Origin of the sequence: Polymorphospora sp. NPDC050346, assembly GCF_040655695.1 — a bacterium.
Taxonomy (GTDB): Bacteria; Actinomycetota; Actinomycetes; order Mycobacteriales; family Micromonosporaceae; genus Polymorphospora; species Polymorphospora lycopeni.
The window spans coordinates 22412-47995 of the sequence record NZ_JBFAKM010000023.1 but is presented as its reverse complement, the minus strand read 5'-3'; the positions used below and the strand labels follow the sequence as shown (position 1 = coordinate 47995).

Annotated in this window: 15 protein-coding genes; 7 read left to right on the top strand and 8 right to left on the bottom strand. The window is 73.1% G+C overall.

Going from position 1 to position 25584, the window contains the following annotated elements; all coding sequences use genetic code 11:
• Positions 1–73: 73 nt before the first annotated feature.
• Together AB0I42_RS22835 and AB0I42_RS22830 are read left to right on the top strand one after the other, a co-directional pair.
• A complete protein-coding gene (locus tag AB0I42_RS22835; RefSeq protein WP_357539758.1) occupies positions 74–3544 on the top strand; it encodes a LamG-like jellyroll fold domain-containing protein in 3471 nt (1156 codons plus the stop codon).
• Between the two features lie 32 nt (positions 3545–3576).
• Positions 3577–9180 (top strand): RHS repeat-associated core domain-containing protein, encoded by a 5604-nt coding sequence (locus AB0I42_RS22830; RefSeq protein WP_357539756.1) that lies wholly within the window; start codon positions 3577–3579, stop codon positions 9178–9180.
• A gap of 58 nt (positions 9181–9238) precedes the next feature.
• On the opposite strand, the gene AB0I42_RS22825 is transcribed toward AB0I42_RS22830, so the two are convergent.
• The gene (locus tag AB0I42_RS22825) at positions 9239–12193 is read right to left on the bottom strand and encodes a BTAD domain-containing putative transcriptional regulator (protein WP_357539754.1); all 2955 of its coding nucleotides are present in this window, start codon (positions 12191–12193) and stop codon (positions 9239–9241) included.
• 314 nt (positions 12194–12507) lie between these two features.
• Here AB0I42_RS22825 and AB0I42_RS22820 point away from each other — a divergent pair, with 314 nt between their 5' ends.
• Both AB0I42_RS22820 and AB0I42_RS22815 read left to right on the top strand, forming a co-directional pair.
• On the top strand, positions 12508–12582 hold the full coding sequence (locus AB0I42_RS22820) for a putative leader peptide (protein ID WP_357518584.1): 75 nt from the start codon (positions 12508–12510) through the stop codon (positions 12580–12582).
• A 122-nt stretch (positions 12583–12704) separates the two neighbouring features.
• On the top strand, positions 12705–15161 hold the full coding sequence (locus tag AB0I42_RS22815; RefSeq protein WP_357539751.1) for a M14 family zinc carboxypeptidase: 2457 nt from the start codon (positions 12705–12707) through the stop codon (positions 15159–15161).
• 45 nt (positions 15162–15206) lie between these two features.
• On the opposite strand, the gene AB0I42_RS22810 is transcribed toward AB0I42_RS22815, so the two are convergent.
• From AB0I42_RS22810 to AB0I42_RS22790, 5 genes are read right to left on the bottom strand one after another with little or no spacing between them, the layout of a single operon-like run.
• Complete coding sequence (locus tag AB0I42_RS22810; RefSeq protein WP_357539749.1) at positions 15207–15857, bottom strand: DUF4253 domain-containing protein; 651 nt, start codon at positions 15855–15857, stop codon at positions 15207–15209.
• Positions 15858–15862: 5 nt separating this feature from the next.
• Positions 15863–17218 carry an MFS transporter gene (locus tag AB0I42_RS22805; RefSeq protein WP_357539747.1) on the bottom strand — a complete coding sequence of 452 codons (1356 nt, stop codon included), beginning with the start codon at positions 17216–17218 and terminating at the stop codon, positions 15863–15865.
• A gap of 50 nt (positions 17219–17268) precedes the next feature.
• Entirely contained in the window at positions 17269–18258 is a 990-nt protein-coding gene (locus tag AB0I42_RS22800; RefSeq protein ID WP_357539745.1) for an ABC transporter substrate-binding protein, read from the bottom strand.
• Positions 18255–19040, bottom strand: coding sequence for an ABC transporter ATP-binding protein (locus AB0I42_RS22795; RefSeq protein ID WP_357539743.1), 786 nt, complete (start codon positions 19038–19040; stop codon positions 18255–18257). The genes AB0I42_RS22800 and AB0I42_RS22795 overlap by 4 nt, the downstream gene beginning before the upstream one ends.
• Before the next feature lies 1 nt (position 19041).
• Entirely contained in the window at positions 19042–20172 is a 1131-nt protein-coding gene (locus tag AB0I42_RS22790) for an iron ABC transporter permease (protein WP_357539741.1), read from the bottom strand.
• Between the two features lie 520 nt (positions 20173–20692).
• Here AB0I42_RS22790 and AB0I42_RS22785 point away from each other — a divergent pair.
• Positions 20693–20872 (top strand): hypothetical protein, encoded by a 180-nt coding sequence (locus tag AB0I42_RS22785; protein WP_357539739.1) that lies wholly within the window; start codon positions 20693–20695, stop codon positions 20870–20872.
• A gap of 105 nt (positions 20873–20977) precedes the next feature.
• Here AB0I42_RS22785 and AB0I42_RS22780 read toward each other — a convergent pair whose 3' ends face one another.
• Positions 20978–21163, bottom strand: a complete 186-nt coding sequence (locus AB0I42_RS22780) for a DUF6767 domain-containing protein (RefSeq protein ID WP_357539737.1) — start codon at positions 21161–21163, stop codon at positions 20978–20980.
• 50 nt (positions 21164–21213) lie between these two features.
• Entirely contained in the window at positions 21214–22239 is a 1026-nt protein-coding gene (locus AB0I42_RS22775) for a LacI family DNA-binding transcriptional regulator (protein WP_357539735.1), read from the bottom strand.
• Positions 22240–22629: 390 nt separating this feature from the next.
• On the opposite strand from AB0I42_RS22775, the gene AB0I42_RS22770 reads away from it, so the two are divergent.
• Complete coding sequence (locus AB0I42_RS22770; protein ID WP_357539733.1) at positions 22630–23946, top strand: cellulose-binding protein; 1317 nt, start codon at positions 22630–22632, stop codon at positions 23944–23946.
• Between the two features lie 88 nt (positions 23947–24034).
• Positions 24035–25501, top strand: a complete 1467-nt coding sequence (locus AB0I42_RS22765; RefSeq protein WP_357539731.1) for a glycoside hydrolase family 43 protein — start codon at positions 24035–24037, stop codon at positions 25499–25501.
• Positions 25502–25584 lie beyond the last annotated feature (83 nt).

Sequence of the window (25584 nt, the reverse complement as noted above, 5' to 3'; positions counted from 1 at the left end):
GGTCGATCCATAGCCGATCCATGGATGCCCACTCCACGATGGCTGCGGCGGTGGTCGATCAAGGAGGTTCCCGGTGGCAGGTCTCGACTGGGTGGCGGGACGGCTCCCGCGTCGGGTGGGCGTCGGCACACTCGTCCTGGCCCTGGCGGTGACGCTCGGGCCACCGGCCCCGGCGGCCGCGTCGCCGGCCGACCGGGGGAGCGGAGCCGGCGGCACGGGGACGCCGGCCGCCCCCGGCGGCGCGGCGACCGAGCGGGCGGCGCTGCGTACGGCCGCCGCCACCGGGCAGCGGGTCGAGGTGACCGGGCTGCGCACCGAGACCGAAGAGGTCTACGCCCTGCCGACCGGCACCCTGCTGATGCGCCAGTACGCCCAGCCGGTCCGGGTGAAGCGGGCGGACGGCTGGGTCCCCGTCGACACCACCCTGCGCGAACGCGCCGACGGCACCGTGGCGCCGGTCGCGGTCCCGGTCGACGTGTCGTTCTCCGGCGGCGGGCGGGCGCCGATGGTCACCCTGCGCCGCGACGGCGGATCCGTCGCCCTGGAGTGGCCCGGTGTGCTGCCCGAGCCCGTCCTCGTCGGCGCCACCGCCACCTACCCCGACGTGCTGCCCGGCGTCGACCTGCGGCTCACCGCCTCGGTGACCGGGTTCTCCGAGGTGCTGGTGGTCCGTACGCCGCAGGCGGCCCGCGCCCCCGAACTGGCCGATCTGCGGTTCGCCGTACGCGGCGACGGCCTCGACGTACGCACCGACCGGGGCGGCAACGTCCAGGTCGTCGACGCGCGCGGCGCGGTCGTGTTCCACGGCCCGACCCCGACCATGTGGGACTCCGGGCGGGCGGCCGACGGTGCGGCACAGCGCGGCGGTCCGGCGACCGTGCCGGCTGACACCACGCCGACCGCCGACGCCACCGAGGGCGGCACCCGGCCCGGCCCCGGCGCCCGGGTCGCCACGATGGCTGCCCGCGTCACCGGCGGCGCCCTGGCCATCACCCCCGACCGCGACCTGCTCACCGGCCCGGACACCCGCTACCCGGTCTACATCGACCCGTACCTGTCGTACGCCGGCACCCGGGCGGCCTGGACCCACGTGTCGAAGGTCTTCTCGACCACGTCGTACTTCAACGACTCCGGCACCGCCAAGGTCGGCTACTACAACGACCCGTACGCGTACCCGACCGTCGACACCTACCGGGCGTTCTTCCGGATGAACACCGCCGCGCTGGCCGGCAAGACGATCGAGAAGGCGACGTTCAACGCCTTCCAGACGCACGCGTACTCGTGCACCAAACGCGAGGTGCAGCTCTGGCTGACCGGCGCGATCGGCACCGCCACCACCTGGAAGAACCAGCCGGCCTGGACCCGCAAGCTGGACGCGGTCACGGCCGCCAAGGGCTGGAGTTCGAGCTGCCCGGCCGGCGGCGTGGACCTCGACGCCACCAGCGCGGTCCGCGAGGCGGCGGAGAAGAAGTCGGCCACCGTCACGCTCGGCCTGCGGGCGGCGAGCGAGTCCGACACCAACGGCTGGAAGCGGTTCCGGAACAACCCGGTGCTGGAGGTCGAGTACAACAGCGTGCCGTCGGTGCCGACCGGGCTGAAGACGCACCCGGCGTACGCGTGCGTGAACACGGCCGCGGACGCGCCGCGGGTCGCCAGCCTCACCCCGACGTTCCTGGCCACGCTGGTCGACCCGGACAGCGCGCTGCAGAACGTCCGGGGCCGGTTCGAGCTGTACGACGGCGACACGCTGCTGTGGGAGCACGTCACGACGTTCCGGCAGGCGGGCGCCGTGCAGGCCACCGCGCCGACGCTGACCAACGGCAAGGCGTACCGGTGGCGGGTCCGGACCGAGGACGGGCTGGCGGACAGCGCCTGGTCCGGGTTCTGCCACATCGTCGTCGACGCGACCGCGCCGAGCGCCGTACCGACGGTGACGTCGACCGACTATCCGCCCGCCGATCCGACGAACCCGGTGCTCGCCGGCGGGGTCGGCCGGCCCGGCACCTTCACGTTCGCCCCCAACGGTGCGACGAACGTCGGCTCGTACCGGTACGCGGTCGACGACCCGGACCCGCAGGGCAGCGTCGCCGCGACCGGAGCCGGTGCGACCGCCACCGTCCTGGTCACCCCGGGGCCGGCGGAGAGCTGGCTGCGGACCCTGTACGTCCGGGCGGTCAGCGTGGCCGGCGTGCCGGGCGCGGTCACCGCGTACGACTTCTACGTGGCTCCCGCCGCCGCGCCGGTCGCCGCCTGGTCCTTCGACGAGGGCGGTGGCACCACGGCGGCCGGTGGCACCCACCCGGCCACGCTGGGCGGGACCGCCGGCTGGACGACCGGCCGGCTCGCCGACACGTACACGGTGGACGGTGACCCGGTCGCGGACCGGACGCTGTCGCTGGACGGCGGCGGGTTCGCGGCGACGTCCGGCCCGGTCCTGGACACCGGCACCAGCTTCACCGTCTCGGCCTGGGTACGGCTGGACAGCACGGCGGCGAACGCCACCGCGCTGACCCAGCGGGGCGGATACGCGGGCGGCTTCCAGCTCTACTACTCGACCGGGCACGGCTGGGTCTTCAACCGGCACGGAAGCGACGTGACCGCGCCGACGATCGTGCGGGCGGTCTCCGACCGGCCGGCGCGGGTCAACCGGTGGACGCATCTGGTCGGGGTCTACGACCGCGGCGCCCAGCAGATCCGGTTGTACGTCGACGGTGCGCTGGCCGGCCAGGCCGCGTACACCACGCCGTGGCAGGCGACCGGGCCGCTGCAGTTCGGCCGGCTCTGGTACGACGCCGCGTACCGGGAGCACTGGCGGGGCGGGATCGACGACGTGCGGGTCTGGCAGCGGGTGGTCTACGCCGACGAGGTGGCCGGGCTGGCCAACGGGCCGGCGGCGCTGGCCGCCGACTGGGCGATGGACGAGGGCACCGGCACGTCGGTCGCGGACGTCTCCGGCCGCAACAAGACGCTGACGCTGTACGGCGGCGCCGGCTGGACCGCCGACCACACGGGCGAGTCGGGCACGGCGTTGGCGCTGAACGGGACCACCGGTTACGCCTCGACGGCCGTCTCGGTGGTACGCACCGACGGCAGCTTCTCGCTGTCGGCGCGGGTCCGGCTGACCGCCGACCGGCAGGCGGTGGTGCTCTGCCAGGAGGGGAGCCGGGCCTGCTCGACGACGCTGTACTGGTCGAGTTCGTTGTCGCGCTGGGTGTTCAACATGACCAGCGCGGACTCGGACGGTCCGACGTACCTGCGGGCGATGGCGCCGGCCGCGACCCCGCCGGCGGAGGTGCTGAACCGCTGGTTCCATCTGGTCGGGGTCTACGACGCGGCGGCCGGGCAGGTCCGGCTCTACGTCGACGGGGAGCTGGCCGGTTCCGCCGCCCACCCCACCGCCTGGCACGCCTCCGGCCCGCTGCACGTCGGCCGCTCCAAGTTGCGCGGGGCGTACGGCGAGTACTTCCCGGGTGACGTCACCGACGTACGGGTGTTCACCGGCGTGCTGACCCAGGCCGACGTCGACCAGCTCCGCCACCAGTGACCGCTTCCGTCGAAGAGACCGTGGAGGCCGTGATGCCCATTTCGACCCCCGACCGGCCCGGCCGGCTCCGGATCCGGGCGGCGACCCTGCTCGCCTCGGTGACCGCGGCGGCGGTCGCGGCCAGCCTGCTGGCGGTGCCGGCGGCGGCCGCCCCGCCGGCCACCGAAAGCCGTCCGGAGTGGACGGTGCCGGCGCCGGTCGACGACGCCCCGGTGCCGGGCCGGGTCGCCGCGACGACGCCGCCGCCCGCGCCGGCCGGCGACGGCGCACGGGCGGGTGCCGCCCGGGCCGCCGCACCGGCCGCCGTGGGTACGACCGCCGCGGGCGGTGCCGCCGGGGCGGGGGACTGGAGCGCGACCCCGCTGACCGCGTCGGCCGACTGGGACGCCGGTGACCAGACCGGCAGCTTCACCTGGGAGTATCCGCTGCGGGTCCCGCCGGCCCCGGGCGGGCCGGAGCCGGACCTCGGGTTCGGTTACTCGTCGGGTGCGGTCGACGGGCGGACCGCGGCGACCAACAACCAGCCGTCGTGGGTCGGTGAGGGGTTCGATCTCGGCACGTCGTACGTCGAGCGGCGCTACAAGGCGTGTGCCGACGACGGGTCGGCCGGCACCCCGAAGCGTGGCGACCTGTGCTGGGGCCACGACAACGCGTTCCTGGTCCTGAACGGCACCGCGTCGGAACTGGTCCGCGACGACGCCACCGGCACGTGGCGGCCGCGCAACGACGACGGCTCGCGGATCGAGAAGCTGACCGGGGCGGTCAACGGCGACAACGACGGCGAGTACTGGCGGGTCACCACGGTCGACGGGACCCGCTACACGTTCGGCCTGAACCGGCTCACCGGCTGGACGTCGCAGCGGCCGGTGACGAACTCGGCCTGGACGGTGCCGGTGTACGGCAACAACAGCGGCGAGCCGTGCTACAACGCGACGTTCGCCAACGCGTGGTGCCAGCAGGCGTGGCGGTGGAACCTGGACCTGGTCACCGACCCGGACGGCAACGCGATGACGTACCACTACGTCAAGGAGAGCAACCGGTACGGGCGCAACAACAGCACGACGGCGCTGACCGAATACACCCGGGGCGGGCACCTGGCCCGGATCGACTACGGGCTGCGCGCCGACGCGCTGTTCGCGGCGGCGCCGGCCCAGGTGCGGTTCACCGTCGCCGAGCGGTGCCTGCCCAGTGGCACCATCACCTGCTCGGACGCCCAGTTCGTCAAGGCGAACGCCGCGCACTGGCCGGACGTGCCGGTCGACCTCAACTGCGCCACCGGGACGTCGTGCCTGGTGACCGGTCCGAGTTTCTGGAGTCGTAAGCGGCTGACGGCGGTGACGACGGCGGTTTTGGACGGCACCGCCCACCGCGACGTCGACCACTGGGCGTTGCGGCAGGAGTTCCCGCGCACCGACGCGTCGCCGGCCGGGCTGTGGCTTTCCGGGATCACCCACACCGGGCGGGCCGGCGGCACCGCGGCCGTGCCGGAGGTCCAGTTCTCCGGGGTCGGGCTGCCGAACCGGGTGGACGCCAACGAGGGCATCTCGCCGATGGTGAAGTGGCGGCTGCGGGCCATCACGTCGGAGTCCGGCGGTGTCACGACGGTCAACTACTCGGCGCCGGACTGCACCCGGGCCAGCCTGCCGCGCCCGGACAGCAACACCCGGCGCTGCTTTCCGGCGTACTGGACGCCGGAGGGCTCGGTGAACCCGACCCTGGACTGGTTCCACAAGTACGTCGTCAAGTCGGTGGTCGCCGACGGGCGGGTCGAGGGCGTGCCGGCGGAGGAGACCCACTACGAGTACGACGGCGACCCGGCGTGGCACTACGCCGACGACGACGGCCTGTCGCCGGCGAAGTACCGGACCTGGTCGGAGTGGCGCGGTTACGGCCGGGTCCGCACGATCGAGGGTGCGCCCGGCGGGCAGCGGTCGGAGACCGAGCGGCTGTATCTGCGGGGGATGCACGGCGACCGGCTCGCCGCCGGCGGCACCCGTAGCGTCACCGTCACCGATTCGCAGGGCGGGACCGTCACCGACCATCCGTACCTGGCCGGCTTCCTGCGCGAGGAGATCGTCCGCAACGGGCCGGACGGCGCGGAGGTGGAGGGCAGCGTCCACGATCCGTGGAGTCACGGGCCGACGTCGACCCGGGTCCGGTCGTGGGGCACCGTGCACGCGTACGTGACCGAGGTGGGCCGGACCGTGGAGCGGACCGCGGTGGAGGGCGGCGGACACCGGCGTACCGAGACCGGTTACACCTACGACAGCCGTGGCCTGGTGACCCAGGTCGACGACCGGGGCGACGTTTCCACGACCGCCGACGACCGGTGCACCCGGACCACGTACGCGCAGAACACCTCGGCCTGGCTGCTCGACTTCCCGAGCCGGGTGGAGACGGTGGCGAAGGCGTGCGCGTCGACGCCGGCCCGCCCGGCCGATGTCGTCTCCGACGAGCGCAGCCACTACGACGGGCTCGCGTTCGGTGCCGCCCCGACGCGGGGGAACGTGACCCGGGAGGAGCGGCTCGCCGCCGCGGACAGCTACCAGACGGTGCGGCGGGCGACGTACGACGCGAACGGCCGGGTCGTCGAGGAGTTCGACGCGCTCGGCAACCGGACCACGACGGCGTACACGCCGGCGACGGGCGGGCCGGTGCGGTCGGTGACGGTCACGAATCCGCTCGGCCACGCCGAGACGACGCAGTACGACCCGGCGTGGGGTGCGGTGACGGTCGAGGTCGACGGCAACGGCCGCCGCACCGAGCTGGCCTGGGATCCGCTGGGCCGGCTGCTGCGGGTGTGGCTGCCGGGCCGGTCGAGGTCGGCCCAGACTCCGCACACCGAGTACGCGTACCAGGTGCGTGCCGACGGGCCGACGGTGGTGACGGCGAGGCATCTCGACAACACCGGCACCGGCTACCTGACCACGCACACGCTGTACGACGGGCTGCTGCGTGAGCGGCAGGTCCAGGAGCAGGCGCCCGGTGGTGGGCGGATCGTCACCGACACCCACCACGACTCGCGTGGTCTGGTGGTCAAGGAGTCCGACCCGTACCCGGCCGACGGTGCCCCGGCGACGGCCGTGCACCTGGTCGCCGACGCCGCCGTACCGGCGCTGAACGTGACCGTGTACGACGGCGCGGAGCGGCCGACGGCGGAGATCTTCCTGGTCCACGGGGTCGAGCGGTGGCGGACCACGACCGGCCACGGCGGTGACCGCACCCACGTCACGCCGCCGGCCGGCGACACCCCGACGACCGAGATCGTCGACGCCCGGGACAACGTCGTCGAGCTGCGCCAGTACCACGGCGCGACCGCCACCGGCGGCTACGACGCGACGCGGTACACGTACACCCCGGACGACGAGATCGCGTCGATCACCGACCCGGCCGGCAACGCCTGGCGCCGCCACTACGACCTGCGCGGCCGGCTGGTGCGGGTCGAGGACCCGGATCAGGGGACGACGACGTCCACCTACGACGACCTGGACCGGACGGTCACCGAGACCGACGCGCGTGGGCAGACGGTCTTCACCGCCTACGACGCGCTGGACCGGGTGACCGCCACCCACGCCGGGTCGGCGACCGGCGCGAAGCTGACCGGATACACGTACGACACGGTCGTCAAGGGCCAGGTCAGCACCGCCACCCGGTACGTCGGCGGGCAGGCGTACACGGTGGCGACGACCGCGTACGACCAGCAGGACCGGCCGACCGCCACCCGGTACGTCGTGCCGGCGGCGGCCGGGGCGCTGGCCGGCAGCTACGAGTTCTCCAGCGTGTTCAACGTGGACGGCACCCTGTCCCGGTCGACGCTGCCGGCCGGTGGCGGGCTGTCGGCCGAGACGGTCCGGTACGGCTACGACGCGCACGGCCGGCCGACGACGCTGGCCGGCGCGACCAGCTACGTCACCGAGAGCACCTACTCCAAACTGGACCGGCTGCTGCGCCGGGTCTACTCGACCGGCTCCGGGCCGCGGGTGCTGCGCGACTACGGCTACGAGACCGGCACCGAGCGGCTGGTCCGGGTCGTCACCGAGCGGGAACTGAACCCGGTCCGGGTCGCCGACACCCGCTACGACCATGACCCGTCCGGCAACATCCTGCGCATCGGTGACACCCCGCCGGGCGGGCTGACCGCCGACGTGCAGTGCTTCACCTACGACCGGTTGCGCCGGCTGACCCGGGCGTGGACGCCGGGGTCCGGTGACTGTGCGGCGACGCCGTCGGTGGCCGGTCTGGGCGGGGCGGCGCCGTACTGGCACGCGTACACGTACGACAAGGTCGGCAACCGGCTCACCGAGACCCGGCATGCCGCCGCCGGGACCGGCACGCACACCTACCGCTACCCGGCGGCGGGGGCGGCGCAGCCGCACACACTGCGGGAGGTGGCGGTGCAGGGGCCGGGCGCCCGCACCGACTCGTACGGCTACGACGCGGCCGGCAACACCGTCGGCCGTAACGTCGCCGGGCGCGGCCAGACGCTGACCTGGGACGTCGAGGGCAACCTCGCCGCGATCGCCGAGGGCGACGCGTCGACCCGGTTCGTGTACGGCGCCGACGGTACCCGGCTGCTGCGCCACGACCCGGACGGCGGCGCCACCCTGTTCCTGCCCGGCACGGAGTTGCGCCTGACCGCCGGCGCGGTGACCGCCACCCGCTACTACAGTCAGGACGGCGAGACGGTCGCCACCCGTGGCGGCGGCGGCGTGCACTGGCAGCTCGCCGATCACCTCGGCACCGACCAGTTGGCGGTCGACGCCGCGACCGGCGGCCTGGTCCCGCGCCGGTTCCTGCCGTTCGGGGAACTGCGGGGTGGCACGCCGACCGGGTGGCCGGGGCAGCGGTCGTTCGTCGGCGGGGTCGACGACGACCCGGTGGGCCTGCTGCGGTTGGGTGCCCGCGAGTACGACCCGTCGACCGGCCGGTTCCTGTCGGTGGACCCGGTGATCCTCGAGGACGACCCGCAGCAGTTCCACGGCTACTCGTACGCCAACAACAACCCGATCACCTTCGAGGACGCCGACGGCCTCTATCCGAAGAAGAAGGTCGTCAAGGCCAAGAAGAAGGTGGCCAAGAAGGCCGTCAAGAAGGTGTACAAGAAGAAGGCGACCAAGAAGGTCGCCAAGAAGAAGTACGTCGCCAAGAAGCCCGCGAAGTACAAGGGCAAGCCCGCGAAGTACAAGGGCCCGAAGTACAAGGGCGGGGGTAAGAAGGCCGGCAGCCCGAAGGGGACGAAGTACGGTCCGAAGCGGCCGGCCGCGAAGAAGCCGCCGAGGCTGCGCCTGCCCGGCTCCTGGGAGCTGTGGGACGGCCGCCACAAGTGCGTTGCTGTCGTGTTCTGCCGGCTCAAGGTCGACCGCCACGTCACCAGGCAGTGGAACGACTGGTCGCAGGACAACAACGAATACCTCGAATGGGGCAACGGCGTGGCGACCGGCCTGGCCGCTGGCGGGTGTGCCCTCGCGGGCGGTCCGGTGGCCGGTGTCTTCCTCGCCGCCGGCTGTGGTGCCGCGGTGAGCGGCGCCTACTTCAACGCCCGGAACCAGTTGCGCCGGGCGGCCGAGGAGAACAAGTGTTGGATCCCCACGACGATCGGGATCTACGGCCGGGGCACCGGGTACGGCTGCCACTGACGCCGCCGGCGGTGCGCCTCCCCTCCGCACCGGGGGAGGCGCACCGCCGCGCGTGCCGTCAGCCGGCCGGGTCAGGCTCGTCGGCGAGCGCGTCCAGCGCCCGCCGGGTCTCCGCCAGCCAGTACGGTGCGTCGATCTGCTCCCAGATCCGTAGCGCCTGGTGCAGGTGGCCGCTGGCCTGCCCGGGTTCGCCCAGGGCGCGGGCGGCGGCGGCGAGGCTGTGCAGCGTCGCCGCCTCGCCGAACCGCTGGCCGCGCGCCTGGTAGACCGAAAGGCAGCGGCGTAGCATCGCCGCCCCGCGTTCCGGTTCGCCGAGCCGGATCGACAGGTCGCCGAGCCACTGTTCGGCGTAGCTTTCGGCGAGCCGGTCGCCGAGCCGTACCCCGATCCGGCGGGCCCGTTCGAAGTACGGCACCGCCGAGGCGTACCGGCCCTGGTGGCGGCGTACCTGGCCGAGGCAGCGCAGGGCGCGGGCCTCACCGCCGAGCCACTTCGCCGCCCGGCTCTGCGTCAGGCATTCCCGGAAGCGTCGGTCCGCGCGCCGCCACTGCCGCCGTTCCATCAGCACCAGGCCGAGCCCGTATTCGGCGTACGCGACGCCGGCCCGGTTGCCGGTGCGGTGGCTGATCCGGCGGGCCCGGGCCAGGTCGGCCACGGCGCCGTCGTAGCGGGCCAGCAGCCGGTTCAGGTGTCCCAGACCGGCGAGGGCGGCGGACTCGTAGCCGCGGTCGCCCAGTTCCCGGGCGTACCCCAGGGCCTCCTGGTAGCAGGCGTCCGCCCGCCGGTAGCGGTCCTGGATGGTGTGCAGTTCGCCGAGGTCGCGCAGCATCGCCATGGTGGCGGTGCGGTCGCCGGCCCGGCGCGCGGCGGCGAGCACCTTGTCGTGGGTGGCCCGCCAGTCGTCGAAGTGGTTGCCGCTCTCGAAGAACGCGGCGATGGAGGTGGCCAGCGCCGCCGCCGGACGCGGCAGGCCGTCGCCGGCCAGTCGTCCGGCCACCGTCACCAGGGCCTGGCGTTCGGTCTCGAACCAGGCAACGGGGTCGGCCAGTACCCGGCGGGCGACCGGGTCCGGCACCGTCCACACCGGATCGTCGCGCAGCGCGGGGGCGAAGAACGCGCCGCCGGTGCGGGCGACGGCCCGCTGCGCCAGGCCGAGATAGCCGCCGTGCAGCCGGGCGCTCGCCGCGGACAGCTCCTCGCGGTGCCGGCGGGCCTGTTCGCGCCCGTACAGCCGGACCAGGGCGTGCAGCCGGTAACGCGGGCCGGCCGTGCCGGCCACCGGGATCAGCAGGTGCACGTCGACCAGTTCGTCGACGACGAGTTCGGCCCGCCGCGGTGTGACGTCGAGCAGCGCGGCGACCGCCCAGCTCGCCGTGTCGTCGCCCGGCATCGCCATGCTGAGCAGGTGGTACGCCCGCCGGGCGGGCGCGGACAGGCCCTGGTCGGTGGAGGCGAGGGTGGCCCGCACCGCCACGTCGGAGACGGCCAGCTCGTCGAGGCGGCGGCGCTGGTCGCGCAGTGCGTCGGCGAGGTCGGCCAGCCGCCGGTGCGGGCCGGCGGCCAGCCGGGCCCCGGCGATCTGCACCGCCAGCGGCAGGTGACCGCAGCGGCGGACGATCCGTTCGGCGGCCGCCCGCTCGGCCGCGACCCGCTCGCGGCCCACCGTCGCGGCGAGCAGTTCCAGCGCCTCCGGGCCGGTGAACGGCGCCAGCACCACCCGGTAGGCGGTCAGCCCGGCGACGGCGCTGCGGCTGGTGACCAGCAGCGCGCTGCCGGCGACCGGCGGCAGCAGCGGCCGTACCTGGGCGGCGCTGACCGCGTCGTCGAGCAGCACCAGCACCCGCCGGTCGGCGAGCAGGGTGCGGTAGAGGTCGAGCCGGGCCGGTTCGTCGGCCGGCAGTACGGAACTGGCGACCCCGAGCCCGCGCAACAGGGTGCCGAGCGCGTCGCGTACGGACACCGGGGTCGCGTCGGCGTGCCGCAGGCTGACGTACAGCTGACCATCGGGGTAGGACGGCCGGGACCGGTGCGCGAGGTGCGTGGCGAAGGCGGTCTTGCCCACCCCGGCCGGGCCGGTGACGAGCAGCGTGACCGGCCCGGACCCCGCGGTGGCGAGCCGGTCCAGTGCCGCCTCCCGCACGTCGGCGCGGCCGACGAAGGCGGCCACGTCACCGGGGAGCTGGAAGCGCGGCACCGGGGCGTCGCCCGCCGGGGCCGGGGGTTCGGCCGGCGGATCGGGTTGCGCGGCCGGCGGGACCTTCCGTGGTGCCGTGGGCAGCCCGCGCAGGATCGCCTCGTGCACCGTCCGTAGCCGCTCGCCGGGCTCGATGCCCAGCTCGGTCGCTGCCAGCCGGTGCCCCTCCCGGAACGCGGCGAGCGCCTCGGCGGTGCGGCCGGTGGCGTGCAGCGCGGTCATCAGCTGGGCCCGCAGCCCCTCGTGCAGCGGGTACGCGGCGCAGAGCGCGGTCAGTTCCGGCACGATCTCGGCCTCGCGTCCGGTCGCGAGGTGCGCGGCGGCGAGCAGTTCCGCCGCGTGCAGCCGGCGACGGTCCAGGCCGGCCGACACCTGCCGGGCGAAGCGCGCCGTGAGCCCGTCCAGGGCGGGACCGCGCCACAGCGCCAGCGCGGCCCGCAGCACCACGATCGCGTCGGTGTGCCGGCCCTGCCCGGCCAGCCGCCGGGCCTGTGCGGCGTGTTCGTCGAAGGAGTCCAGGTCGAGGCTGCCGCCGGGCGGGATCCGCAGGACGTATCCGTCGGCGACCGTGTCGACGAGGTCCGGCTGACCGCCGGCGGCGAGCAGCCGGCGCAGGGCCGACACGTGGGCGTGGATCTGGGCCCGGCAGGTCGCGGGTGGACGGTCTTCCCACAGTGCGTCGACCAGCCGGTTGACGGTGACCAGCCGGCCGTGGTCGACCAGCAGCGCGGCGAGCAGGGTCCGCTGCTTCGGCGATCCCAGCGGCACCGCCTGCCCGTCGACGGTGACTTCGAGCTGGCCGAGGACGCGGAACCTCAACCGGGCCCCCCGACGGTGGTGTGGCCGGCGTTCCGGCGCCGTCCCGGGGAGGTCGTGGTCGAGCCGATCGATGGCAGGGTCACCGGCTGGAGCCTTCCACACCCGACCTGACCTGCCCAGTGCCGGAGGTCATGTCGGTCGATCCAACATCTGGGATCGAGAGCCGGCCATCCGCACCGCTTCCACCGACGGCCCCTGACCTGCGGTTTCGTGCCGTTTCCGCAGGTGCCGGCGGCTTGTCCGGCGGGTGGTGGCCGTCACCGTGCGGTGGCGGGGCATTGACAGCGCGCCGTCGTTGATCAAAGATCCACTTCGTGCGAAGCGCTCTCCTCACCAAGCGGGGTCACATCGACCTCCTGCGCGTTGCCAGCGCGGCCTGTCGACCCTAGCGTTCGACGCCGGCTTCCCCTTTTCCCGTACGCCCAGAGGCGTATCCCGACCCCGCAGGTCTCCGGCCCTGCGGTGGCGTCTGCCTGCGCGCACACCCATTTCGCAAGGAGACCAATCCTTCATGTCCACAAGACATCTGACGAGGCTGGCCGCGGTCGCGGTCGGCGCCTCGTTGCTCGGGACCGCGGTCTGGACCGGCCCGGCGAACGCGACCGCGTTGCCGGCCGTACCGCCGCAGCCCGTCCAGCTCGCCCACGTCGAGGCGTACCCGCGCCAGAACGTCCTGCCGGTGTGGCCGGACGACCCGAACGACGCGTCCATCCCGATCGGTGTCGTCCCCTACGACGAGATCGCGCCGAAGCTGAACGCGCTCCAGGCCGACAGCGACCTGGTCTCCGCCCGGGTCGCCGGCAAGACCGTCGCCGGCCGTGACCTGTACGTCGTCACCGTCACCGCGCCCGAGACCAGGGCGCAGGCGCAGCAGCAGGAGCAGTGGAAGCGCTGGCTGGAGGACGAGCCGGTCAAGGCGCGGACGAACGCCCGCCTGCTCGCCGAGTACAAGACCCCGCTGTTCGTCAACGCCAACATCCACGGCAACGAGTGGGAGGGCACCGACGCCGCGCTGCGGGTCATCGAGGAGTTCGCCACCAGCACCGACCCGGCGGTCGCCGACCTGCTCAAGCGCAACCGGCTGGTCTTCAACGTCACCGCCAACCCGGACGGCCGGATCGCCGGCACCCGCGCCAACGCCGCCGGCTACGACCTCAACCGCGACCTGACCATCGTCTCGCAGCCGGAGACGAACCTGATCCGCGAGCTGACCGTCGACGCCAAGCCGATCATCACGCTCGACCTGCACGGCTACGTCTCCCCGACGCTGCTGCACCCGAGCACCCCGCCGCACAACGTCAACAACGAGTACGACCTGTTCATCAAGCACGCCCTGCCGAACGCGCTGGCGATCGAGGAGGACCTGCGCGACCTCGGGTACGCCGAGACGCAGCGGGCCCGCATCCCGTTCCGCGACGACGCCCCCGGCGTCTGGGACGACTTCCCGCCGATCTACGTGCCGTCGTTCGCGCTGCTGCAGAGCAGCATCCCGTACACCATCGAGGCCCCGCTGAACCCGCGCGGCAACCTCACCCCGGCCGAACGGGTCCGCCGCTCCGGCATCAACACCGACGTGCACGAGGTCGCGATCAAGACCTCGCTGCGCTACATCGAGGAGAACCGCACCCAGGTCATCCACGACCAGGCCGAGGTCTACCGGCGCGGCTGGGCCGGTGAACCGCTGCGCGACATCCCGGACGGCTACGTGCCCGGCTGGGGCCCGGAGGACAACTACAACACCGAGTTCCCGCGCTCGTACGTCATCCCGACCGGTGCCGGCCAGCGCTCCGAGCCGGCCGCCGCCCGCCTCGTCGACCTGCTCATCGGCAGCGGCGGCCGGGTCTGGCGGGCCCAGGACGGCTTCACCGCCGGCGGCAAGTCCTACCCGGCCGGCACGTACGTCATCGACCTGCACCAGCCCAAGCGTGGCCTGGTCAACTCCCTGCTCGAACCGGGCATCGACCTCACCGACCGGGTCGCCGACCTCTACGCCGGCCCGGCCGCCTGGAGCCAGGGGCTGACCTGGGGCGCCACCGTCGACACCCTGTGGGACGAACTGCCCGACGTGCCGCTGCTGCGCACGTACGACGGCAGCGCCCCCGGCACCCTGCCCGGCGGCACCCCCGACCTGCACCTCGACATCCAGGACGCGTCCGACCTGCTCGCCGTCAACGCGCTGCTGGCCCAGGGCGTACCGGTGTACCGGCTCGCCGACGGCTCCGTCGTCGTACCGCACACCCCGACCAACCGCCGGCTCGTCCACGCCGAGATCCGCCGGCACCGGGTGAACTTCGCGGCCGCCCCGGCCGGCTGGAGCGGAACCCTGCTCGACAAGGTCGCCGTCGGCTACGTCGGCTCGGTCGAGGTACGGGACACGCTGCTCGACAACGGCTTCGACGCCCGCCCGGTGACCGCCGCGACCCTGGCCACGACGCTGACCGCCGACATCGACGTGCTGTTCGTCGGCGGCACCCTCAACGTCGCGACCCTGACCGCGGACAACCGGGCGGCGCTCGACGCGTTCCTCGCCCGGGGCGGCGGCGTGGTCGGCATCGACACCGCCGGCGCGGCGTTCAGCAACGCCGCCGGGCTGCTGACCCTCACCGCCACCGCCGGCCAGAGCCTGGCCAGCGGCGTCGTCAACGTGGTCAACAACGGGGGACCGGTCACCTCCGGCGCCCTGCCGCACTCGTTCGTCGCCCAGCCGGTCTGGTTCACCAACCTCGGCGCGGGCGCCATCGTCGACCAGGCGTACGGCGCCGACCCGCTGGTCGCCGGCTGGTGGGGCACGAACGCCGCCGGCACCAACGGACCGGCCGCCGCGGCCGGCCAGGCCAGCATCGTCCGCACCGAGACCGCCGCCGGCAACGGCGTCGTGCTCTTCGGTACGGACCCCACCTGGCGACTGCACGCCAAGGGCCTGCACCCGCAGCTCGGCCGCGCCATCCTCTGGGCGGCCCAGCGGTAAGCCCGTCGTGACACCGGACCCGGGTGCCGAGAGGCACCCGGGTCCTCACGGCCGGTCGTGAAGAAACCAGGCGTCGCTGCGGGACACCACGATCGCCAGCACCGACTGGCTCACCTGCAGGTTGTCGCCGACGGCCAGCAGTTGCCCGGCGAGTTCCCAGGCCTGATCACCGGGAGCCGGCTGGCGGGCGACCACGAACTGCAGCATCGTGCCCCACGACGCCACCAACGCCGCTCCCCACCGCTGCTCCCACTGCCGGATCGCCGCCGCCAGTCCACCCTGCCCGTCCGGGCGTCCGTAGAAGCCGAAGTAGCTGCTCCAGGCCGGCGTCAGCCACTGCGTGGTGGTCGGCAGGAGCACCAGTTGCGGGTCGCGTACCGGATGCCAGCACCGGGTTCCGATCAGGTGTTCGTAGCCGCGCAGGCGCCGTTCCAGAAGCGGCGGATCGGCCAGCAACCTGTCGTACATCCATCGGTCGGCCGTCCGCCGCGTCCACATCGGGACCTTCGACGCGAAGATCTCCCGGGCCGCCTCGGCGCCGAGCAGGCTGCTCACCTGGCTGGCCAGTCGCTCGACGGTGACGGGCTCGTCGTGTGTCCGACGTCGGTAGATGGTCCACGGGTCCAGCGTCCGGGCGGCCCGGTCCAGGTCGGCGAGTTCCCGGGCGTCCGGCTCGTGGTACAGCTGGTCCCGCATGATCATCACTGGCCACCGGCCGGTGACCGGCAGCGCCGCCCGGGCCGCCCGCCAGGATTCGAGGATGCGGTCGGGATCGATGTCGTCGACCAGGAACGTGCCGCCGAGGCCCGCTTCCACCGGATGCCCGTCGAGGGTGGTTCCGCGTAGGGCCGCCGCGATGTCGTGGGCGTCGTCCATCGGTGCCGTCGCGGCACGGAACCGTACCGTCCACCACCGACACGTACGCCGTACCCGGCGGCGACCAGGGCGACTGCGGTGAGGCCGGCGAGCGCGACCGCCGCCCCCGGGTAGCCACCCGCGCCCAGGCCGATTCCGCCGGCCGTTGCCCCGACGAAGACGCCGAGACTCATGCCGGCGGCGTTCAGGCTCAGCGCCGGGCCGCGCTGCGCGCCGCAGCGGCGGACCAGCAGGCTGACCACGCAGGCGGCGACGACCGCGTGGCTGGCGCCGAGCGCGGCGGTGCAGACCAGGGCGACCGGCAGCGTCGGAGCGAGGAAGACACCGAACATGGCGGCCACGGCGACCGCCAGCCCGGCCAGCAGCAGCCGCCTCGGCCGGCCGTCCCCGCCGGCGTTCGCGAACCGGCCGGTGATCAGGTTGCCGAGGAAGAACGACGCGCCGCTGAGCGTCCACACGAACGCGAACCAGCCCGGCGACAGGTCGAACCGGCTGTCGTAGAACGCGGCCAGATAGGCCAGGTAGCCCATGAACGCGGCGGTCCGCAGCAACGCCACCAGCAGCAGCGCCCGCGCCCCGGGCACCGCGGCCAGCGCCCGGAACGTGGCGACGTAGCCGAGCCGGGCGGCGGGGACCGCCCGGCCCCGGCCGTGCCACAGGAACGCCGCCGCCAGCAGCGCCGCGACGACCGCCGTCGCGACCAGGTCGCCGCGCCAGCCCCACCACAGGGCCGGGACCGCGATGACCGGGGCGGCCAGCATCGCGGTCATCGACTGGGTGGCGGTGACCAGGGTCGCGGCCCGCGCCGCCGCCGGCCCGTCGCCGTACCGGTCGGCGGCGGCCGTCGTCAGCGCCGGGTTGAGGACGGCGGTGGCGGCGCCGACCAGGACACAGAAGGCGGCGATGGTGGCGTACGTGCCGACCACGCCGAGCAGCGACGAGACGGCGAGCAGCAGCAGGGCGCCGGCCGCCGACAGGTGCACCGGCAGCCTGCCGATCAGCGGCGCGAACGCCGTACCGACGGCCAGGGCGGCGAGGCCGCCGAGGCCGCGCAGGCCACCGACGGCCGCCTCGCCACCGCCGGTGGCGTCGGCGATCGGCACCAGGAAGGTGCTGAAGACCGTGTACGGCAGCAGCCCGACCGCCGAGGCGAGCAGCACCGGCCAGAGCTGCCCGGCCATCCGCATGTCCCCGGGGACGGCGTCCCTCGTCGCCGTGTCCACGATGGAGGTCAGGGCAGCGTGCGCAGGTAGTCGGCGAACTTCTCCAGACCGTCCACATTCCGCGGACCGCTGATTCCCTCGTTGTAGTCGAGGACGAAGAACCGGTTGTCGCGTACCGCCGGTAGTTCACGGGTCAGCGGCGACGTCCGCAGGAAGTCGATTTTCTCCTGGGCGGGCTGGTCGCCGTAGTCCAGGATGATGATCACCTTCGGCTGGGCGCTGGTGACCGCCTCCCAGCCGACCTGGGTCCAGCGGGCGTCGAGGCCGGCGAAGATGTTGCGACCGCCGGCGATCCGGATGATGTCGGTCGGCGGGACCTGGGCACCGGCGGTGAACGGCTGGTCGGTGCCGGAGTCGTAGAGGAACACCGGTACCGGGTCGCCCTGCGGCGCCCGCGCCTGTACCGCCGCGACCCGCGCCTTCAGGTCGGCGACGACGGTGCCGGCCCGCTCCGGTACGCCGAAGATCGCGCCGAGGCGTTCGAGGTCGCTGTAGAGCCCTTCGAACGGGCTGAGCCGCTGCGGGAAGTTCGGGTAGTTGAAGCAGCTCTCGCTGTGCATGAAGCTCTGGATGCCGAGCTGGTCGAGGATCCGCGGGGTGATGCCGCGCTGGTCGCTGAAGCCGGAGTTCCAGCCGGCCACCACCAGGTCGGCCCTCGCGTCGACGACGAGTTCCTTGTTGAGAAGGTCGTCGCTGAGCATCTCGACCCTGGCGTAGTCGGCCGCCCACGGCGATTCGGTCACCGGCGGGTTCGCCGGCGGCATCACGTAGCCGTGCACCCGGTCGGTCAGCCCGAGCGCGAACAGCTTGTCGGCGCTGCCGCCCTCGTACGCGACCGCACGCTGCGGCGTACGGTATTCGACCTCCTCGCCGCAGCGCGGCACGGTGACCGTCGCGGCCGTCCCGGCGCTGTCGGCGACCTCGGCGCCGCAGCCGGTGGCGAGCAGGGTCACGAGTACGCCGAGCGCGAGCCCGGAGCGGGTTGTCCTGGATGTCACGGGGTGGTTCCTCCTTGCGGGGTGAGCGAGTACAGCAGTTGCGGGGTGCCGGTGCGCGGATGCGGCACGACGGTCGCGTCCACGCCGAAGACGTCGCGGACCAGGTCGACGGTCAGCACCTCGTCGGGGGTGCCGGCGGCGACCAGCCGGCCCTGCGAAAGCACACCGATCCGGTCGCAGGTCGCGGCGGCGAGGTTCAGGTCGTGCAGGACGACGAGGACGGTCAGCCCGCAGCCGCGCAGCAGCGACAGCAGCCCGATCTGGTGCCGTACGTCGAGGTGGTTGGTCGGTTCGTCGAGGACCAGGACCCGGGGCTGCTGGACCAGGGCGCGGGCGACCAGGACCCGCTGCCGCTCGCCGCCGGACAGGGTGAGCACCCCGCGGCGGGCGAGGTGCGCCACGTCGAGGCGCGCCATCGCCGTCGCGCACAGCTCCCGGTCGGCGGTGCCGAGCGCCTGGTTGCCGCGCAGGTAGGGTGCTCGGCCGAGGGCGACGACCTCCTCGACGGTGAAGTCGAGGTCGGCGCCGCCCTCCTGGGTGAGGGCGGCGACGGTGCGGGCGCTGCGCCGCATCGGCATCGCGGCCAGGTCCTCGCCGCCGACGCGGACCACGCCGCCGCTGGGCCGCAGCGCCCGGTAGACGCAGCGCAGCGCGGTCGACTTGCCGCTGCCGTTCGGGCCGACCAGGCCGACGACGCGTCCCTCGGCGACGTCGAGGGAGAGGTCGTGGACGAGGTGCCGGCCGTCGACGGTCACGGTCAGCCCGGACAGGACGAGGTCCATCTCAACGCCCCCCGAACAGGTAGCCGCGGCGGCGCAGCAACGTGACGAACACCGGTACGCCGACCAGCGCGGTGATGACCCCGAGCGGCAGTTCGCGCGGGGCGACGAGGGTCCGCGACACCAGGTCGACCCAGACCATGAAGACCGCGCCGGCCAGCGGCGCGACCGCCAGCACCCGGGCGTGGCCGGCGCCGGCGACGATGCGTACGACGTGCGGCATGACCAGGCCGACGAAACCGATCGCCCCGCTGACCGCGACCATCGCCCCAGTGACCACCGAGGTGAGCAGCAGCAGGCCGTTGCGCAGCCGGTCGGGGTGCACGCCGAGGCTCGCCGCGGTCTCGTCGCCGAGCGCCAGCACGTCCAGCGACCGGGCGTGCCGGCGCAGGACGGCGACGCAGCCCAGCACCAGGACCGCCAGCAGCGGCAGCGCGCCCCAGGTCGCGGCGCCGAAGCTGCCCATCGTCCAGTAGAGGACGGTGCTGGTCGACTCGCTGTTCGGGGCCAGGTAGATGATGACGCTCATCACCGCCTGGAGTCCGAACGACATCGCCACCCCGGTCAGCACCAGCCGCAGCGGCGCGATGCCGCCCGGCCCGCGTGCGGCGGCGTACACCAGGACGCAGGCGAGCAGCGCACCGAGGAACGCGCCGGCCGACATCGCGTAGATCCCGAACACCGCCAGCCCGCCGGTGACGGTGACCGCGACGGCGCCGACCGACGCGCCGGAGGAGATGCCCAGCACGAACGGGTCGGCCAGCGCGTTGCGCACCATTGCCTGCACGGCCACCCCGACCGCGGTGAGGCCGGCCCCGACCAGGGCCGCGAGCAGCACCCGCGGGGTGCGGATCTGCCACACGATCTGGTAGGTGGCGACCTCGTCGGCGGTGATCCGGCCGCCGGTCAGCGCCGCCCACAGGTAGCGGGCGGTGTCGGCCGGTGCGACGTTCGCCGGTCCCAGCCCGATGGCCAGCAGTACGGACACCAGCAGGGCGACGGCCAGCACCGCGACGGCCACCCCGAGCGCCGTACGGCCGGGCGGCGGGCCGGGGCGTGCGGTGCCCGCCCGGCGGCGCTGGGTGGGCAGGGGGGTGCCGCCGACCTCGGTCGGCGCGGCGGGTGTCGGCGGCATGGCGGGGTGACCTCCAATCGAAAATGAAAACGGAAACCGTGTTCGAGGATCTTTATACCTGCCGGCCGGTCCGACCGGAAACCCGGTGCGCGCCGGGTGCGACCCGTCGCACACTTGCCGCCGATGAGCGACGACACCGACGACAGCACCGACACGTGGCGCTACGCCGGTAGGCGGACACTCGCCGGCGCCCTGCAACGGGGCCTCGGCCGTGGCGCCCTGCGGGCCATGGCCGATCCGGCGGCACCCGACCTGATCACCCACTGCCTGCGACGCGACCACCGCTGGGACTGGCAGGTGGACGATTGGGCGGTGTACCTGGCCCGGCTGGTCCGCGACCTGGAGATGCCGGCCGAACCGATCGCCGACCGGCTGTTCACCGCCCCGGCCGAGCAGTCCGACCACGACAACGAGTTCGAGAACACGCTCGAGGTGCCGGTTCAGCCCGCACTCGTTCGAGCGATCCGACTATCTCAGGGCGTGGGTGGCGCTGGATCCGGCTGGAGCGTCACGCTGCCTCGTGGAAGGGCTGTGGGACTGCGAAGCCGGCGTACGGCTGCTGGCCGCCCGGCACGCGCCGCTCACCGACACGACCCGCGAACGGCTGTGTCACCTGCGCGACGACCCGATCGAAACGGCCGAGGTCCGCGCCGCCGCCCTGACCCGCCTGGCCGGGGCCACCGCTACCGCCCGTCCATGAGCCACTCCCCGCCGACCATGATCGTCTGCTGTGTACCCGTTCGACGCGCCGAGAGCTGACGGCGGAACAGCAGACGATCACCGAAGCCGGCCGTCGGTGCTCGGGTCATCGGTCGGCGGCGTCGGGGACGGACATCCGGCGCAGGCCCTCGCGCAGCTCGTCGTCGTGCATGACCAGATAGACCAGGCCGCAGTCCTGCGGGCCGGTGACGTCGAGCTGGCACAGCGTGCACGGCTCGCCCGGCCGGATCGGGCACCGGGCCTCCGGCCGGCCCTTCGCGCGACTCTCCATGTGTCCACGCTGACCCCTTGCGGCCGGGGCGACCAGGGCCGGAGGACCTGTCAGCGGTGGGCGGCCGGCCCGGTCGACTCGCGGACGACCAGCCGGCAGGGCTGGCGGATCACGCCGGACGGGCGCCTGCCGTCGAGGGCGGCGAAGAGGTGGGTGACCGCGGTGGCGCCGAGGTGCTGGAGGTTGAGGTCGACGGTGGTCAGCGGCGGCCGGCAGTCGGCGGCGAGCACCTCCCAGTTGTCGTAGCCGACGACGGCGACGTCGTCGGGAATCCGGCGGCCGAGGTCGTGCAGGGTCTCGGTGACTCCGGCGGCGATCTGGTCGTTGCCGCAGAAGATCGCGTCGAGGTCGGGGTCGGTGGCGAGCAGGGTACGGGCGGCGTGCCGGCCCCACCGTTGCGACCATTCGCCGTGGAGGGGTTCACCGCCGGCCAGCGGCAGCCCGTGTTCGGCGAGGACCTTGCGCATTCCGACGACCCGGTCGCGGGCGGCCCGGTAGCTCTGCGGGCCGGTGATGTGGCCGATGCGGCGGCGGCGCAGGGCGACGAGGTGTTCGATGGCGAGCCGGGCGCCGCCCTCGTCGTCGGCGAGCAACGACAGGTCGGACGGGTCGGTGGACTCGCCGTAGACGTAGACGACCGGGACCGGGATCTCGGGGGTGAGCGACGGGCGCAGGTCGTTGCTGTCGCCGACGACGATGAACCCGTCGACCTGGCGGGCGAGCAGTGTACGGATGTAGTGCTGGCGCCGGATGGCGTCGCCGCGGGCGTCGCAGAGCAGCACCGACATCTGTTCGTTGCCCAGGGCGTTCTCGGCGCCGAGCAGGATCGGGATGGAGAAGCGTCCGCCGAGTTCGTCGGTGAGCAGGCCGATGGTGCGGGTGCGGCCGGAGATGAGCCCGCGGGCGAGGGCGTTGGGTTGGAAGGACAGTTCGGCGGCGGCTTGCAGGACGCGCTGCCGGGTGGCCGGCGCCACCTGGGCCCGGGCGTTCAGCGCCTTGGACGCCGTGGCGACCGAGACGCCGGCCAGCCGGGCCACGTCGCTCAGCGTCACGTTCTGCGAAGGTTTCCTGCCCACCGAAATCCTTTCGGTTTTCTTTTCGGAGTCTGAAGAGATTCTATGCCTGGTGGTCAACGTGCAGATCAACCTGTCGTGACCTGTGCGTAACACAGGAGCCATCTTGCCGAAAAGGTTTTCGTAGGCCATTGTGGCGGTCAACCGCAGTGATGGTGCTCACTGCGTAGAGGTGTGCGGGGGTGCCGTGACCGAGCGAAGTGAGGTGGCCGCATGGTCGTGACGTCGCCAGCGGGGTCGGCCCGGGCCGACGGTCGCGGCGGCCACGTCCGGGGGTCGTCTCCGGGCGCGTTCAGGAGGTAACACTCCCGGCTCACCCTCCCAGGCGGCTCCACGGATGAGAGGGCGGATCCGGGTTCCATATATCGATCTTCATCCATGAAGGAGGATCCCGTGAGAAGCCGATGGCGAAGTACTTTCGCACCGGCCCTGGCCGGACTGCTCGCCGCTACCGTGGCCGCGGGGCTGGGGGTGGTCGGGACCGGCGTCGCCCACGCCGTACCCGGTGACAACCTGGCCTGGACCGCGACCGCGACCGCGTCCTACACCTCGCCGTGGGAGTCCGTTGCGGCGATCAGGGACGGCATCGACCCGCCGAACTCCAACGACACCGTCAACCCGCGCTGGGGCACCTGGCCCAACACCGGCCAGCAGTGGGTCCAGTTGACCTGGAGCAGCCCGCAGACCATCCGCGCCGCCGAGGTCTACTTCTTCGACGACAACGGCGGCGTCCGGCTCCCCGCCTCCTGGCGGGTGCAGTCCTGGAACGGCAGCGGCTTCGTCGACGTCGCCGGCGCCAGCGGCTACCCGATCCTGCGGGACCGCTACAACCTCGTCACCTTCAACGCCGTCAGCACCACGCAGCTGCGGGTGGTGCTGCAGAGCGGTACGGCATCGGTCGGGCTGCTCGAGGTCAAGGCGCACGCCAACGGGCCGGGTGGCCCCACGACGCCGCCGCCGTCCAGCGGGTGGAACCCGCCGGCCAACCTGGTGACCCCCCTGGACCAGGTCTGGCGGCACCAGGAGGAGACCTACAACAACGGCAACCTGTACGGGTTCCGCAACTACGGCTGGGACCAGGTCATGGCCAACGGTGGCTACCTGAACTTCTGCGTCCGCTGGGACTCGTCGGCGTCGGTGACCGCCGCGCAACGCGACCAGATCCACGCCACCCTCGCCCGCCAGTACAAGAAGTGGATGGACGTCATGGTCGGCCACAACGCCTGGCCGTACAACGACGTACCGATCCGCGTCGTCGGCTGGGCCGTACGCAACCGCGCCCAGTTGCAGTGGTCGGACAACTCGGTCGACATCTACGTCAACAACATCCGGGAGAACGCCCCGCAGTGCTCGGAGCCCTGCGGCCGGTTCTTCAACCAGAACGGCCAGTACCCGAACTGCCCGGGCGGGGCCTCCCGGCACTACGACCAGTCGCTGTGGCTCACCGACGGCTTCGGCGGCGGGGCCGGCGGCGACTGGGGCCAGCGGATGGGCCGCGAGTACTACATGAACAACCTCAACACCGAGAACATGACGATCCTGCTCCACGAGATCGGCCACACCTTCGGTCTGGACGACTTCTACGACTGGACCCCGTCGGGAGTAGGCGGGTTCCTCATGCGTGCCGGCAGTGCCAGCTCGATCACCGACTTCGACCGGTGGATGCTGCGCGACTGGTGGCGGCACCTGAAGAACCGCTACGGCTACTGACCCGCACCGACCGGCACCCCACGGCCACGCCCGGTGGCCGTGGGGTGCCCCACCCTCCCGCGTCCGTGCCCCACGAGAGGTGCCGCGCATGCCCACTTCCCCCACCGCCAGACGTACCCGCCGGCGGGCCGGTGCCACGGCCCTGACCGCCGCCCTGGTCGCGGCCCTCGCCGCGCCGGTCCTGCCGGCCCACGCCGCCAATCCGATCGTCACCAACATCTACACCGCCGACCCGGCGCCGCTGGTCGTCGGCAACACCATGTACATCTACGCCGGCCGCGACGAGGCCGCGACCGGCGTCAACAACTTCGTGATGCGCGAGTGGCGGGTCTTCTCCTCGACCGACGCCGCCAACTGGACCGACCGCGGCGTCCGCGCCAACATCGGCACGTTCCCGTGGGCCGGCGCCGACGCCTGGGCCAGCGAGGTCGAGGAGCGCAACGGCCGCTACTACTGGTACACCTCGATCAACGGCAACGGCCCCGGCTGGATGAACATCGGCGTCGCGGTCGGCGACAGCCCGCTCGGCCCGTTCACCGACGCCAAGGGCGGCCCGCTGATCAGCGACAGCACCCCGAACTCGTCCGGGCTCAACATCGACCCGACCGTCTTCACCGACGACGACGGTCAGGCGTACATCTACTGGGGCGGCTACTGGGGTCCCCGGGCCGCGAAGCTGAAGTCCAACATGATCGAGCTGGACGGGGCGGTGGTCACCCCGACCGGGCTGACCAACTTCTGGGAAGCGCCGTGGATGTTCAAGCGCAACGGCCTCTACTACATGATCTACGCCGCCAACGACACCAACGGCTGCGTGACCAACTCCAACTACGCCTGCCAGCGGTATGCCACCGCGACCAACCCGCTCGGCCCGTGGACCCACCGCGGCGTCGTGCTCGACCAGGTCTCGTCGACCACCAACCACGCCGGTGTGGTGGAGTTCAACGGCCAGTGGTACATGGTCTACCACAACGCGAACGCCCCCGGCGGCGGTAACTTCCGCCGCTCGGTCGCCGTCGACCGGCTCTACTTCAACGCCGACGGCACCATGCAGAAGGTCGTCCAGACCACGACCGGCCCGCCGCCGAACCCCGGCCCCGGCGGCCCCGGCCAGCCGCCGTCCGGCACCAACCTGGCCCCGTCCGCCACCGCCAGCACCTCGCACGTCTCGGCCTGGGAGAGCCTCGCCGCGATCAACAACGGGGGAGTGCCGACCAACTCGCAGGACCGCGGCAACCTCGCGTACGGCAACTGGCCGCAGCAGGGCACCCAGTGGATCGAGTACACCTGGCCGTCGGCCCGCTCGATCAACCGGGTCGCCGCCTACTGGTTCGACGACAACCAGGGCATCGACCTGCCCGCCTCCTGCCAGGTGCAGTACTGGAACGGCAGCTCGTACGTCGCGGTGCCCGGCCAGTCGGCGTGCGGCGTCGCCGGCGACACGTACAACGTCACCACCTTCAACACCGTCTCGACCACCCGGCTCCGGTTGTCGATCACGTCCAGGCCGGGGTTGTCCACCGGCGTCCTGGAGTGGATGGCCTTCCAGAGCTGACCGCCCGGGGCCGGCGGGCGCACCCGTCCGCCGGCCCCGACCCGCATGCCACCCCGTCCCACCCCCACCCCTGGAGGTGCCGC